This is a genomic window from Rhizobium sp. NZLR8 (assembly GCF_019685025.1).
Classification (GTDB): Bacteria; Pseudomonadota; Alphaproteobacteria; order Rhizobiales; family Rhizobiaceae; genus Rhizobium.
This window is the reverse complement of record NZ_JABDVY010000007.1, coordinates 151,958-166,210: the sequence shown is the minus strand read 5'-3', so window position 1 is coordinate 166,210 and position 14,253 is coordinate 151,958. Positions and strand designations below refer to the sequence as shown.

The following is a 14,253-nucleotide window of genomic DNA, read 5'->3' as shown; positions in this document are numbered from 1 at the left end:
AGCGGAAGATGGCGGTTTTCGCCCGTTTTCCGCATCAACTGGAGACTGTCGCTTGCGTAACATTGAGATGCGGATGCCCCTGACGGGCGCTTTGCTGATCGCCACTTCGGTGCTGGCGCTGTCCGGCTGTGCGTCAGACAAGAAGGCGCTCGACTCTGCGGCAGCGGTTCCAGCGGAGCAAGCCGCGGTACCGCAGCTTGCTCAGGCAGCGCCTGCAAAAAATGCCCCACGCTCAATGTACTCGGACCCCCGGCTCGTCAACGTCTCCGGCGCCCAAGCCGCGCCGCAGGTCGTCGCTGAGGGTCCGAATGCCGCCGTCCCGCCGGCCGATCCGGCGACGGCAGCACCTGCCAATATCGGCGGGCTCGTGCTGCAATCGACCAGGATCAACGCGCAGGCGATGAGCATCTTTTCGGATCATCAGCCGGCGCCGCAGAACAACGGCACGTCCACCGTCATTCAGCCGGAGGCCTATGCGCCGGTTCAAGGTGCAGTACCCGCAAGAAGCAGCGTCTACAGCCAGCCGCCTGCATCGGCACAACCGGCGGAGCCGGTGCTGCCCCAGCAATCCTCGCAGAATGGCAGCACCCAGCCTGCACCCGGTCAAACGGCGTCGTTGGCGACAGACGGCAGTCCGGCCACGACGATGAACGCGCTCTACAGCGCGCCGAAGCAGAACCTGCTCGGCAGCCTTTCCGGCCTTTTGCACAAGGCTGCCCTGCCCGGCATGACGCGCATCGCGCCGAACGGGCTGCATCTCCAGAACGACAAGGTCGAGGTCAGCTGCTTCAAGCCCGAGCTGCTGAGTGTGATCAAGACGGTCGAAAGCCATTTCGGCCGCCCTGTTATCGTCACTTCAGGTTATCGCGACGAAGAGCATAACCGCCTGGTCGGCGGCGCCGACGAATCGATGCACAAGAGCTGCGAGGCGGCCGACATCCAGATCGACGGCGTGACGAAATCGGATATCGCCGCCTATATTCGCTCGCTGCCGAACCGCGGCGGTGTCGGCACCTATTGCCACACGGATTCGGTCCATCTCGATACCGGCAAAACCCGCGACTGGAACTGGGGCTGCGGCGGCAAACGCGCGCCGACGGCGACCGCAAGAGCGATCTGACGACCGCGCATTTTTCGCATGACGGTACGAAAGCGCCGCCTCGTCTTGTTAAAGAAACAACTGGCAGCCTATTGATTCAGCTTTAATAATCAGCTCTTCGAACGCACTCGGATTTCCTGTCATTTTTTTGAAAGAAAACCGAATTGCCGCTTGCGGGATTCAAAACGCCTGACTATAAGGGCGCCACCACGAAGGAAGCGCCCTTCGTCTATCGGTTAGGACACCAGATTTTCATTCTGGGAAGAGGGGTTCGACTCCCCTAGGGCGTACCACTTTCTCTCCATATTGAAGCCGTCGCATCCGCTTGCAGAAGTCTGCGCGCGGTCCTATTTTAACGGAGCCGGCCTGCGCCCTTCGTCTATCGGTTAGGACGACAGATTCTCATTCTGTAAAGAGGGGTTCGACTCCCCTAGGGCGTACCAACATCGGACAAAAATGCCTGCGTTTGACCAAGCACTTGTTTGTCTACCCCTGCGACTCACCGGAGAAGTTGCGGAGACGATATCTCAGGGATTGCATTTAACGGTTATCCTTGGAGCTTGATCGCGCTGTTTTGGCTGCATCGCCTCCCCCCGCCACGTTTTTCCACAGGAGCAAAAAAATCGGCGAAAACGATGATTTTTTCGCGTCTTGGCGCTTGCGGCTTTTGAAGGTGCTGACTATAAGGGCGCCACCACGAAGGAAGCGCCCTTCGTCTATCGGTTAGGACACCAGATTTTCATTCTGGGAAGAGGGGTTCGACTCCCCTAGGGCGTACCAATTTCTTCCCTCCGAATTCCTCATCATCAGCTTTTTTGCGCGGCTGTTTTATTTTGCCGGCGCAGCATCGCAGACGCGCAGCTGGATGCGGCGGGCGCCTTGATAATGCTCGGCGCCCAGCGAACCCACCACGTGCAGGCTGGCGCCGCGTGAGTTGAGGAGAAGATTACCAAGTGGCGTATCGGCGGCGCGGAAGGCGATGCCGTCGAGCCGCGATCCGTCCATTGCCTCCATCGTCACCTTTACATGTTTCTCGCCGACCAAGCGCGCGTCGCGCACACGATGTGCCGGCACGGCAAAGAGCGGTTGTGCATGGCCGGAGCCATATGGGCCGGCGGCCTCCAGGCGGTCGATGAGTTCGAGCGTGGCGCCGCTGGCGCCGATCGCACCGTCGATCTTCAGCGTCTCGTTGGCGACGAGGTTCGCCACAGTCCTTGCCGACTTCTCGGTGAAGAAGGTCCTCAGCCTGCCGAGATCGGCGCGCTCGACCGTCAACCCGGCGGCCATGGCGTGGCCTCCGCCCTTGACGAGGATCCCCTCGTCGACGGCAGCCCGCACCATCCTGCCCATGTCGAAGCCGTTGATGGAGCGGCCCGAGCCGGTGCCGCGGCCGGAAGGATCGAATGCGATTGCAAAGGCGGGGCGTTTGAACTTTTCCTTCAGCCGCGCCGCGATCAGCCCGACGATGCCGGGATGCCATTTCTCATGGGCGGTGACGATGACGGAGGCGCCCTCGCCGTCGCCATATTCGGCGAGCGCCTCGGCTTCCGCCTCCTGCAGCATGATGGTCTCCATCGCCTGGCGCTCGCCGTTGAGCTCGTCGAGGCGCTGGGCGATCACGTCAGCCTCCCCGGCGTCGTCGAGCGTCAGCAGCCGGCTTCCGAGTGCCGCATCGCCGATCCGCCCGCCGGCATTGATGCGCGGGCCGATCAGGAAGCCGAAATGATAGGGTGTCACCGGGCCTGCGAGCCCGGCCTTGCGGAAGAGGGCTGCAAGCCCGGCATTGCTCTGGTGGCGGGCAGCGACCAGCCCCTTCACCACATAGGCGCGGTTGAGGCCCTTCAGCGGTACGACATCGCAGACCGTCGCCAGTGCGACGATATCCAGCCATTGCAAGAGGTCGAGCGCGAGGATGCGCTTGTTGCCGGCGGCGCGTAGCAGCCTCAGCGTCGCGACCAGCACCATGAAGACCACACCGGCGGCGCAAAGATGCCCCTGCCCCGAGAGATCGTCCTCGCGGTTCGGATTGACGAGCGCATGGCAGGGCGGCAGCTCATGTGTCACCTGGTGGTGATCGATGACGACGACATCGATGTTGCGGGCGGCGGCGGCGGCCAGCGCCTCGTGGCTGGTCGAGCCGCAATCGACAGTGACGATCAACCGGGCGCCGTTGTCGATCAACTGGTTGATCGCCGCCGGATTGGGGCCGTAACCTTCAAAGACGCGGTCGGGAATATAGATGTTCGCCTTGACGCCGAAATGGCTGAGGAAGCGAAACATTAGCGCCGAGGAGGCCGCGCCGTCGACGTCGTAGTCGCCGAAGATCGCAACGCTCTCGCCGCGCTCGATGGCGCTCAGGAGGCGGGTTGCCGCCTTTTCGCAATCGGTCAGCCTATGGGGATCGGGCATCAGGCTGCGGATCGTCGGATCGAGGAATTCGATCGCCTCGTCCACCGTCACGCCGCGCCCGGCCAGCACGCGAGCGATCAGATCCGGCAGGCCGTGGATCTGCGACATGGCGAGCGCCCGGTTCTGCCCGGCCTGGTCGAGCCGCGCGACCCAGCGATTGTCGAGCGCGGATTTCTCCACGCCGAGAAACGCGCGCTGTACCGGATCAACGAGATCTGCCATGCCACACTCCGCTGACTTCATCTGCTCTTTCTACAGAAGCAGCGGAGATAACATAGCGATGGATTTGCAGACACGGATTTTTACCAGAACACCGCCCAGACGATCACGGCGATGCCGCCCAGCTGCACCAGCATGACCGAAAACAGCGTTAGCAGAATGGCCCAGTTGCGGCCTTCTGTCTGCTCATCGTCGCCGTCAGGCTCATCAGGAGCCTCTTGACGAATTTCACGGTAGGTCGGCTTGAGCATTTCCTCAAGCATATCAGGACGGTCCGGCGGCACCTCGCCCGGGCAGCCATACCCTTTCCCGGCGTGGCTGTCCTTGCTCATGAAATTCTCCACGCAGACGACTCACCAATCTCCGGTTTAATTATATCAATATTTCGGTATTTGTTAATATAGACTTCCGTAAGGGGAGGTTGAAAAAATTACAGAAAAACCGCCCTGTCGAGACGGGGCGGTTCAACGGGTGTCCACACGATCGGGAGGGCTCAGCCGTCCTCTTTCGGCCGCTCGATTCGAATCACCTGCGGCTCGCCGAAGAGATAACCTTCCGACTTGATCGAGGCGACGGCCTTGCGCACCGACTCTTCCATCGTCGCATGGGTGACAAGAATGATCGTCTGGTGGTGCGACGGCGCCAGATGCTGCTTCGAGCGTTGGACGATCGATTCCAGCGAGATGTTGTTTTCGGCCATTCGGGTTGCGACGCTGGCAAAGACGCCGGTGCGGTCGAGCACGGTCAGGCGGATGAAATACCCGCCCTCGTGGCTCTGCATCCGCGCCTTGCGGTAGGGTTCCAGCGCCTTTGCGGGATGGCCGAGCACCGGCACGCGCTGGGCGCCCGGCTGGCTTTTGGCGATATCGGCAATGTCACCGAGCACAGACGAGGCTGTGGCATTGCCGCCGGCGCCGGGGCCGACCATCAGCAGTTCGCCGAGCACGTCGGATTCGATCGCCACCGCATTGGTGACGCCGTCGACCTGGGCAATGACCGAATCGACCGGCACCATGGTCGGGTGAACGCGTTGCTCGATGCCGGTATCGGTGCGCTGGGCAACGCCCAGCAGCTTGATGCGATAACCGAGCTCGGCGGCAGCGTGGATATCCTCGATCGAGATGTTGGTGATGCCTTCGAGATAGATGTCATCGGCGGCGATGCGATTGCCGAAGGCAAGCGTCGTCAGGATGGACAGCTTGTGGGCGGTGTCGTTGCCCTCGATGTCGAAGGCCGGATCGGCCTCGGCATAACCGAGGCGCTGCGCTTCCTTCAGGCACTCGGCGAAGGAAAGCCCCTCCTTCTCCATCTTGGTCAGGATGTAATTGCAGGTGCCGTTCATGATGCCATAGATGCGCGAGACGGAATTCCCGGTCAGCGATTCACGCAGCGCCTTGATGACGGGGATGCCGCCGGCGACTGCCGCCTCGAAATTCAGCAACGCGCCCTTCTCCTCGGCGATCGTTGCGAGCTCGACGCCGTGATAGGCAAGCAGCGCCTTATTGGCTGTCACCACATGGAGACCACGCTGGAGTGCGGCGCGCACGGAAACGTTGGCAGCCCCTTCGGCGCCGCCCATCAGCTCGACGAAGACGTCGATATCGCCCTTTTCAGCAAGCTCTTCCGGCCGGTCGAACCAGGTGACAGTGGCAAGATCGATGCCGCGGTCCCTCGCCCTGTCACGCGCGGAAACCGCGGTAATGGTGATCGGACGCCCGCAGGTGACGGCAAGCTCGTTGCTCTTCTGCTGGATGATGCGGACTAGCGCGGCGCCGACGGTGCCCAAGCCCGCAATGCCGATTTTGAGGGCATCTGCCATAGATTTATCCTGAAATATCTGTGTGGCGGCAGCCGCGGGACGCGGCTGCCTTAGAGTTGGATTAGCGGTGCGCGTTCAGCGAAATGACGTTGTGCATCGTTTCGTCTGCCGTCGACATGAACTTCTTGATGTTGCGCGCAGCCTGGCGGATGCGGTGTTCATTCTCGACAAGCGCCAGACGAACGTAGTCGTCGCCCTGTTCGCCGAAGCCGATGCCCGGGGCAACGGCGACGTCAGCCTTCTCGACCAGCAGTTTGGAAAACTCGAGCGAACCGAGATGACGGAACTTTTCCGGGATCTTCGCCCAGGCGAACATGGTGGCAGCCGGCGGCGGTACGTCGAAGCCGGCCTTGCCGAAGCTTTCGACCATGACGTCGCGGCGACGTTTATAGACATTGCGAACCTCAGCAATGTCGGAGCCGTCGCCGTTCAGCGCATGCGTCGCCGCCACCTGGATCGGCGTGAAGGCGCCGTAATCGAGATAGGACTTGACGCGGGTGAGCGCCGCGATCAGCCGCTCGTTGCCGACGGCAAAGCCCATGCGCCAGCCGGGCATGGAGAATGTCTTCGACATCGAGGTGAACTCGACCGTCATATCCATTGCACCCGGCACTTCGAGAACCGACGGCGGTGGGGCGCCGTCGAAATAGATTTCCGAATAGGCAAGGTCGGAGAGCACGATGATGTCGTGCTTCTTGGCGAAGGCAATGACGTCTTTGTAGAAATCGAGCGTCGCGACAAGGGCCGTCGGGTTCGAGGGGTAGTTGAGGATCAGCGCCAAGGGCTTCGGGATCGAATGCCGGACCGCGCGCTCAAGCGGCGGGAAAAAGCTTTCGTCCGGCTCCACCGACATGGAGCGGATGACGCCGCCCGCCATCAGGAAGCCGAAGGCATGGATCGGATAGGTCGGGTTCGGGCAGAGGATGACGTCGCCCGGCGCGGTGATCGCCTGCGCCATGTTTGCAAAGCCTTCCTTGGAGCCCAAGGTAGCGACCACTTGCGTATCCGGGTTGAGCTTGACGCCGAAACGGCGGGCATAATAAGCGGCCTGAGCGCGGCGCAGCCCGGGAATGCCCTTGGAAGACGAATAACGGTGCGTGCGCGGATCCTGCACGACTTCGCACAGCTTGTCGACGATCGACTGAGGAGTGGGAAGGTCGGGGTTTCCCATGCCGAGATCGATGATATCGGCACCGCCCGCTCGCGCGCTTGCCTTCAAACGGTTGACCTGTTCGAAAACATAAGGCGGCAAACGCCGGACTTTGTGAAACTCTTCCATTTCATTCCCCATGGAAAGGCGGTTTTCGGGCCGCAGTCGAAGTTCGTTCCGTCTCCCGGCGGCTGCGACACGAACTTCAGAATCGCAGCGCCGCATTCATCAGACCCAAAACACGCGGCAAATCTTTGACGGAAAGGCCGCGTAACGCGCATTATCGGGAAAATCTTGTCTTCCGATCCATCCGGAAGGCTTTGCGTCCAAATTGCCTGAAAGGCAAGGTCTATTTGGAGATTTCGGAGAGCGTCTCCGGGCCGTGTTCGGCGGCGAGACGGCGCATTTCCGCGGCCTTGGCCTGATATTCGGCCTCCGAAATCGTGCCGGCCTTGCGCCGGGCGGCGAGTGCGGTCAACTGATGCTGCAGTTCGGCCGCCTGCTCGTCACTCATCTGGACGTTGGCGGCCGTCAGCGGCGCGCCGAAATTCGGATAGCCGTCCGGCGACTTTGCCAGGCCGCCTTCGACCGCATCGCCCTTGGTGGCCGGCATGACGACGGCGGTTGGCGCCGCTCGCTTGGCGGCGGCTGCGGCCTTCTGCTCAGCCGTCAGATTGCATCCGGCAAGAGCCATCGCCGCCGCGGCGCAGATCAATGCGGTGCGGTTGAAGGTTGCGATGCGCCGAATGCCGTTCTTCGTCATGCCTCAAAATCCAGTTCTGACTGCGTCGACTGTTAAATTTGTCGCAGCCACAAAGCAATAGCATGAGCCGGCGCGGGTGGAACTTGTTTTCTCGTTCAATCACGATGTACAACGATTGGATAAAAACAGTGCTGCCGCCGGAGGAAATGGTGACCGACAGCAAGCGGGAGAATGGCGGCAAAGCCGGTTTCGATGCGACCGATCTCGATCCCTATCTGTTGAAGGATCCCGAGACCATGGCGATGAATTTCGCCCGGGCGCTCGAAAATCTCGGACAGGCCGCCTCGGCCTGGCTTGCGCCGCGCGAACGCGGCGAGATCAGCCAAACCGCCGTCGATCCGATGACCGACATGGTCAAGACGCTTTCCAAGGTCACCGAATACTGGATTGCCGATCCCCGCCGCACCTTCGAGGCGCAGACGCAGCTGATGTCCTCGTTCTTCGGCATCTGGATGCGCTCGATGCAGCGGATGCAAGCTACGCACATGCAGGGCGAGCCTCTGCATGCCGAGCCGGACACCCGCAAGGACAAGCGCTTCTCCGACGAAGACTGGCAGAAGAACCCGTTTTTCGATTTTCTGCGCCAGGTCTATTTCGTTACGACCGACTGGGCGGAAAAGCTGGTGTCGGAGACCGACGGACTCGACGAGCACACCAAGCACAAGGCCGGCTTCTACGTGAAGCAGATCACGGCAGCACTTTCGCCCAGCAACTTCATCGCCACCAATCCCCAGCTCTACCGCGAGACGATCGCAACCAGCGGCGAAAACCTGGTGCGGGGGATGAAGATGCTTGCCGAGGACATCGCTGCCGGAAACGGCGATCTTCGCCTTCGCCAGACCGACATGACGAAATTCGTCGTCGGCCGCGACATGGCGCTGACACCGGGCAAGGTGATCGCCCAAAACGACATCTGCCAGATCATCCAGTACGAGGCTTCGACCGAAACGGTGCTGAAGCGGCCGCTGCTGATCTGCCCGCCCTGGATCAACAAGTTTTATATTCTCGATCTCAATCCGCAGAAATCCTTCATCAAATGGTGTGTCGACCAGGGTCAGACCGCCTTCGTCATTTCCTGGGTCAACCCGGATGCGCGCCACGCCGATAAGGACTGGACGTCCTATGCCCGCGAGGGCATCGATTTCGCGCTCGAGACGATCGAGAAGGCGACCGGCGAAAAGGACGTCAACGCCGTCGGCTACTGCGTCGGCGGCACGCTGCTAGCGGCAACGCTGGCGCTGCATGCCAAGGAGAAGAACAAGCGCATCAAGACTGCGACGCTCTTTACCACCCAGGTCGATTTCACCCATGCCGGCGATCTCAAGGTCTTCGTCGACGAGGAGCAGCTGACAGCGCTTGAGGAGCATATGCAGGCGGCCGGCTATCTCGACGGCTCGAAGATGTCGATGGCCTTCAACATGCTGCGGGCTTCCGAGCTGATCTGGCCTTATTTCGTCAACAACTACCTCAAGGGCCAGGATCCCCTGCCCTTCGACCTGTTGTTCTGGAACGCCGATTCGACCCGCATGGCGGCGGCAAACCATGCCTTCTACCTGCGCAATTGCTATTTGAGGAATGCGCTGACGCAGAACGAGATGGTCCTCGACGGCAAGCCGGTGTCGCTGAAGGACGTCAAGATCCCGATCTATAATCTCGCCACCCGCGAGGATCACATAGCGCCTGCGAAGTCCGTCTTTCTCGGCAGCCAGTTTTTCGGCGGCAAGGTGGAATTCGTCGTCACCGGCTCGGGACATATCTCCGGCGTCGTCAACCCGCCCGACAAGAAGAAATATCAATTCTGGACGGGCGGCCCCGCCAAGGGCGAGTACGAGACCTGGCTCGAGCGGGCAACCGAGACACCTGGATCGTGGTGGCCGCACTGGCAGACCTGGATCGAGACCCATGACAGCAGGCGCGTGCCAGCGCGCAAACCGGGCGGCGATGCGCTGAATGCGATCGAAGAAGCCCCGGGAAGTTATGTGATGGAACGCGCCTGAGAAGGCCCAGCGCATCTCTTTTTGAGACGTCGCGAGAAACAGCGGCGCGGCGTAAATAAATTAGAAACCATAATTCGTCATCCTTGCGAGACAGTCGGAAGTCGCGAGTGGTCTAAATTCGGCCCACTTGCGCCTATACCGGCCCCGGCGAAGTGTAGTCAGTCAGTGCCGCCGGCCTGCGTAGCGAGTTTGAAAGACGAGTGTAGTATGGCGTTTGCGGTCGGGACGTTCGATGACGTCACCCCTCTTGGCGGATCTGCCTTTCGTTTGCGCGGATCTCGCGGCTTTCTTTACGGCGTCGTCGGCGCCGGATTTCTGACCTCCACATGGTTGATCGCGACCTTGGCGACAATGCACTCGGTGGCCGTGCCCGTTTCTCCGCCCGACAGATTCACGCAGGTGGCATCGGCGCCGAAGGCCAAACCGGCGACGCCCCACGAGCGGCTGATCCATGTCGGCAAGGCTGACCGGCTGGCCGCCTTCGATGCGAAGCCGAAGATCCCGCTGACGGCGAGCCTCATTCAATCCCACGCCGAAAAGACTGCCGCCGCCGTAACGGCACTGGCGGCACTTACAAAACACAATCGGCTTGTCATGGCTGCCGAGCAGCCAGTCGTGGCGGCAATTTCGGACAGCGCCAAGTTCCGCAAGGATGATGTGATCTCGCAGGCGCCGGTCGATGTCGCCTCGGCAGCGACGGAAGAACACGACGGCGACCGGGTCATCATTCCCTCGAAGGAGGCCGTTGCTGCTGCCGAACTCCCGGCCCTTCTGGCACTTGCCGATGCCGGATCCCGGCAGATCGCACCGGCTCCGGTCGAACCATCAGCATCTCCGGTCCGCACCGCCGCAATTCCCGCCTCGGAACCCGCACCGGTGGCCGTTGCCGCCGCCGACGACGCGCCGCCTTTCGATCTGGTGCTGACGCCCGACGAAGACTCCGTGCCGCTGCCGATGGCGCGTCCCGACGGCCTTATCGGCAAGCCGGCGCCGGTCGCCAAGGGTTCGCAGCGCGCCGGCGAACCTGCACTTGCCTACGCCCAGCCAAACTCGCCGATCGAGGACGACAAGGACGATGCAGTGCCACGCTACGACAAGCCGGTCTTCTCGCCGAAGCTGCGCGCCGGTGTGGCGATCTACGACATCGAGAACAGCACCGTCTATCTGCCGAACGGCGAGAGGCTGGAAGCCCATTCCGGTCTCGGCAAGATGCGCGACAACCCGCGTTTCGTGAATAAGAAGATGCACGGGCCGACGCCGCCGCACACCTATGCCCTCACCATGCGCGAGAGCCTTTTCCATGGTGTCGAGGCGCTGCGGCTGACCCCGCTCGAAGGCGCGGACGCCATCTATGACCGTGTCGGCCTGTTGGCCCACACCTACATGCTCGGCAAAAACGGTGATTCCAACGGCTGCGTCTCCTTCAAGGACTACCGCCGTTTCCTCGCCGCCTACAAGCGCGGTGACATCAAGCAGCTCGTGGTGGTGCCACGGCTGAACAACAAGCCCGCTTCGACGCTCGCCTCGCTGTTTTCATCGCGCAGCTAAGCAATAGGAGAGCGCGCAGCCGCTGGCGTGCCCGCGGGCGCTATTTCAACCAGGTTGCGATTCGCTCCACCGCCTCGGCGATCTCGGCTTCCGAGCCCGCATAAGACAGACGCAGGGTTCGATGTCCTTCCAGCGGATCGAAGTCGAGGCCGGGTGTTGCGGCGACGTCGATTTCCGCGAGCATGCGCTTGGCAAAACCCATGCTGTCATTGGTGAAGCGGGTGACGTCGAGATAGGCGTAGAAGGCGCCGTCCATCGGTGACGCGATCGCAAGGCCGATCTCCGGCAGGCGGCGCATCAGCAAGTCGCGGTTGGCGGCATAGCTCGCCTTATAAAGATCGAGTTCGTCGCCGGCACCGAGCGCGGCCGTGGCGGCGATCTGGGAAAGTTCGGGCGGAGAGATATAAAGGCTTTGCGCCACCCGCTCGATCGGCCGCACCAGGCGCTCCGGCAGCACCATCCAGCCGATTCGCCAGCCGGTCATGCAGTAATATTTGGAGAAGGAGTTGATGACGATCGCCTCGTCGGTCAGCTCCAGCGCGCTGGCCTCCTCGCCGGCGAAGGTCAGCCCGTGATAGATTTCATCGGAGATGAAGGCGATGGAATGGGCCGCGCAGTAGTCCGCGAGCGCTTTCAGCCCATCGCGAGCGGTCACCGTGCCGGTCGGGTTGGCGGGGCTTGCGAGCAGCACGCCTTTCAGCGTCACGCCGCTTTCCTTCTGCGCCGCCTCGAGGCTCTCAGGCGTCAGGGTGAAGTGGGTCTCGGCCGTTACCGGCACTTCGACAACCTTCAAGCCAAGCGCGCCGAGGATATTGCGATATGCGGGATAACCAGGCCTTGCGATCGCCACAGCATCGCCGGCATCGAAGAGCGACAGGAAGGCGAGGTTGAAGCCGGCCGAGGAACCGGTGGTGATGGCGATCCGCTTGGGATCGATCTCCAGGCCGTGGCGATCCTTATAGTGCCGGGCAAGTGCCGATTTCAGCAGCGCCGTTCCCAGCGCATCGGTATAACCGATCCGGCCTTCGGCAAGAGCTGCGCGCGCTGCTTCAAGGGCAGCCTGAGGGGCGGGATGCGAGGGCTGACCGACCGCCATCGAGATAACGGGCTGGCCGGCCGCCCGCCTTTTCGTCGCCTCCGCCAGGACGTCCATGGCATGAAATGGCTCGACTTCGCTGCGTTTCGATATGGAAAACAAGATCGCTTCTCGCTCGGCTACTTCACTGACGGCCTGACAATTGCCGCATTAATCGGCTCATCACAATCCCGCGAGGGTCACGCTGGGATGAAAATTCCTGTTTGAGCAGAACACAACGCACCGTACCTTGACGCGACGCACTCAAGTCCATAACCCGGCGACGGTCTTTTCGACAGAGAGACGACCACATCGCCGTTGACGAGGATATCATGGCCTTTCTTCCGAAAACCTTCACCGCACTGGCACTTGCCGCATCGATCGCCCTTCCGTTTCCGGCGGCAGCGCTCGACGACCAGCAGAAGAAGGAGTTCGGCGAATTCATCAAGCAATACCTGATCGAGAATCCCGAGATCATGCTCGATGTTCAGGATGCGCTGCAGAAGAAGCAGGAAGCCCAGCGGCTGGTGAAGGCCAATATGGCGATCGACGAGAACACGGCCGCGATCTTCGATTCGAAGAACGACGTCACCCTCGGCAATCCCAAGGGCGATGTCACCGTCGTCGAATTCTTCGATTACAATTGCAGCTACTGCCGTCACGCGCTTCCCGACATGCAGGCGATGCTCAAGAAGGACAAGAACGTTCGTTTCGTGCTCAAGGAGTTTCCGATCCTCGGGCCGGATTCGGTCGCAGCCCACAAGGTGGCCGACGCCTTCCGCAAGCTGGCGCCGGAGAAATATGCCGATTTCCATGTCGCGCTTCTCGGCGCCGAAGGCCGCGCCTCCGACGAAACGGCGATCGCGGTTGCAGCTTCGCTCGGCGTCAGCGAGAACAAGATTCGCGCCGAGATGGCAAAGAGCCCGAATGATGGTGTCGTCCAGGCGACCTACCAGCTCGCCTCCAGTCTCGGCATCAGCGGCACGCCGTCCTATGTGATCGGCAACGAACTGGTGCCGGGCGCCGTCGGGCTCGACGATCTCGAAGCCAAGGTCAAGAATATGCGCAGCTGCGGCAAGACCGCCTGCTGAGCAAGTGAGCCGCCAGCCGGCCGCCCATCAAATCGCCAAAATCGAAGCGTTTCAACCATGTGGACAAATGTGGCGTGATTCCGCTGGCCAATCCGTAAGGGCTTTCATTCAGCCTTCACGGAGTCTATAGGTTGCCGTCGTACATTTTACGGAACATTCGATGACGCAAACGATTTTCGTCCTGAACGGCCCCAACCTGAACATGCTGGGCAAACGAGAGCCCGGCATTTATGGTGGCAAGACGCTGAAGGACATCGAAGCGGACTGCAAGGCCGCCGGCCGCGAACTCGGCTTCGACATCGATTTCCGTCAGAGCAATCACGAAGGTACGCTTGTGGACTGGTTCCATGAGGCCGACGAAAAGGCCGTCGGCGTTGCCATCAACGCAGGCGCCTATACGCATACTTCGGTCGCGCTGCATGATGCGATCCGCGCTATTTCCATTCCCGTCATTGAACTCCACATATCCAACGTTCATGCGCGGGAAGAATTCCGCCATAAGTCGATGATTGCGCCGGCATGCAAGGGCGTGATTTGCGGCTTCGGGCCTCATAGCTACATCCTGGCGCTTCATGCGCTGAAGAACATCACGGCATAAGAATAAGACAGGGCAACACCATGGCTGAAAAGAAATCGGGTATCGATCAGGCACTGATCCGCGATCTCGCCAATATCCTCAACGAGACGGATCTGACGGAGATCGAGGTCGAGCAGGACGACCTGCGCATTCGCGTTTCGCGTGCGGGCACGCCGCAATATGTCCAGGCGCCGATCGCAGCGCCCGCCTATGCCGCAGGCGCCGCTCCGGCAGCAGCAACTGCGCCGGCCGCCGCTCCCGCCCGCAATCCCGCCAATGTCGTCAGCGCGCCGATGGTCGGCACCGTCTACATGGCGCCGGCTCCCGGTGCGCGTGCCTTCATCGAAGTCGGCGCGACAGTCAAGGAAGGCCAGACGCTGATCATCATCGAAGCGATGAAAACGATGAACCAGATCCCCTCGCCGAAGTCGGGCAAGGTGACCGAGATCCTCGTCGATGACGGACATCCCGTCGAATACGGCCAAGCCCTCGTCGTCATCGAATAG

General features: G+C 61.3%; 13 protein-coding genes and 3 tRNA genes. 10 read left to right on the top strand and 6 right to left on the bottom strand.

Features of this window, described 5'->3' with window-relative positions; translation table 11 throughout:
• Positions 1–52 precede the first annotated feature (52 nt).
• From HJB89_RS17645 to HJB89_RS17630, 4 genes are all read left to right on the top strand, one after another.
• The gene (locus HJB89_RS17645) at positions 53–1,120 is read left to right on the top strand and encodes a D-Ala-D-Ala carboxypeptidase family metallohydrolase (protein WP_221116339.1); all 1,068 of its coding nucleotides are present in this window, start codon (positions 53–55) and stop codon (positions 1,118–1,120) included.
• 197 nt (positions 1,121–1,317) lie between these two features.
• A tRNA-Glu gene (locus tag HJB89_RS17640) sits at positions 1,318–1,392 on the top strand.
• 75 nt (positions 1,393–1,467) lie between these two features.
• Positions 1,468–1,542, top strand: a tRNA-Glu gene (locus HJB89_RS17635).
• Positions 1,543–1,804: 262 nt separating this feature from the next.
• A tRNA-Glu gene (locus HJB89_RS17630) sits at positions 1,805–1,879 on the top strand.
• A 48-nt stretch (positions 1,880–1,927) separates the two neighbouring features.
• On the opposite strand, the gene recJ is transcribed toward HJB89_RS17630, so the two are convergent.
• From recJ to HJB89_RS17605, 5 genes are all read right to left on the bottom strand, one after another.
• Positions 1,928–3,730 (bottom strand): single-stranded-DNA-specific exonuclease RecJ, encoded by a 1,803-nt coding sequence (gene recJ, locus HJB89_RS17625; protein ID WP_207584013.1) that lies wholly within the window; start codon positions 3,728–3,730, stop codon positions 1,928–1,930.
• A gap of 80 nt (positions 3,731–3,810) precedes the next feature.
• Entirely contained in the window at positions 3,811–4,059 is a 249-nt protein-coding gene (locus HJB89_RS17620) for a hypothetical protein (protein WP_207584012.1), read from the bottom strand.
• Between the two features lie 161 nt (positions 4,060–4,220).
• Positions 4,221–5,546 carry a homoserine dehydrogenase gene (locus HJB89_RS17615; protein WP_221150290.1) on the bottom strand — a complete coding sequence of 442 codons (1,326 nt, stop codon included), beginning with the start codon at positions 5,544–5,546 and terminating at the stop codon, positions 4,221–4,223.
• Between the two features lie 61 nt (positions 5,547–5,607).
• Positions 5,608–6,825 (bottom strand): LL-diaminopimelate aminotransferase, encoded by a 1,218-nt coding sequence (locus HJB89_RS17610; protein WP_207584010.1) that lies wholly within the window; start codon positions 6,823–6,825, stop codon positions 5,608–5,610.
• 220 nt (positions 6,826–7,045) lie between these two features.
• On the bottom strand, positions 7,046–7,459 hold the full coding sequence (locus tag HJB89_RS17605; RefSeq protein ID WP_207584009.1) for a hypothetical protein: 414 nt from the start codon (positions 7,457–7,459) through the stop codon (positions 7,046–7,048).
• Between the two features lie 149 nt (positions 7,460–7,608).
• Here HJB89_RS17605 and HJB89_RS17600 point away from each other — a divergent pair, with 149 nt between their 5' ends.
• Positions 7,609–9,456 (top strand): PHA/PHB synthase family protein, encoded by a 1,848-nt coding sequence (locus HJB89_RS17600; RefSeq protein WP_409201827.1) that lies wholly within the window; start codon positions 7,609–7,611, stop codon positions 9,454–9,456.
• 207 nt (positions 9,457–9,663) lie between these two features.
• Positions 9,664–11,004, top strand: a complete 1,341-nt coding sequence (locus HJB89_RS17595; RefSeq protein ID WP_221150289.1) for a DUF2778 domain-containing protein — start codon at positions 9,664–9,666, stop codon at positions 11,002–11,004.
• A 40-nt stretch (positions 11,005–11,044) separates the two neighbouring features.
• Here HJB89_RS17595 and HJB89_RS17590 read toward each other — a convergent pair whose 3' ends face one another.
• Positions 11,045–12,202 (bottom strand): pyridoxal phosphate-dependent aminotransferase, encoded by a 1,158-nt coding sequence (locus tag HJB89_RS17590; RefSeq protein WP_207584007.1) that lies wholly within the window; start codon positions 12,200–12,202, stop codon positions 11,045–11,047.
• Here HJB89_RS17590 and HJB89_RS17585 point away from each other — a divergent pair.
• The 4 genes from HJB89_RS17585 to accB all read left to right on the top strand — a co-directional run bounded on the left by HJB89_RS17585 (position 12,161) and on the right by accB (position 14,253).
• Entirely contained in the window at positions 12,161–12,307 is a 147-nt protein-coding gene (locus HJB89_RS17585) for a hypothetical protein (protein WP_207584409.1), read from the top strand. The genes HJB89_RS17590 and HJB89_RS17585 overlap by 42 nt on opposite strands.
• 104 nt (positions 12,308–12,411) lie before the next feature.
• Complete coding sequence (locus tag HJB89_RS17580) at positions 12,412–13,170, top strand: DsbA family protein (RefSeq protein WP_207584006.1); 759 nt, start codon at positions 12,412–12,414, stop codon at positions 13,168–13,170.
• A gap of 160 nt (positions 13,171–13,330) precedes the next feature.
• The gene (gene aroQ / locus HJB89_RS17575; protein WP_007825196.1) at positions 13,331–13,768 is read left to right on the top strand and encodes a type II 3-dehydroquinate dehydratase; all 438 of its coding nucleotides are present in this window, start codon (positions 13,331–13,333) and stop codon (positions 13,766–13,768) included.
• Between the two features lie 20 nt (positions 13,769–13,788).
• The gene (accB, locus tag HJB89_RS17570; protein WP_221150288.1) at positions 13,789–14,253 is read left to right on the top strand and encodes an acetyl-CoA carboxylase biotin carboxyl carrier protein; all 465 of its coding nucleotides are present in this window, start codon (positions 13,789–13,791) and stop codon (positions 14,251–14,253) included.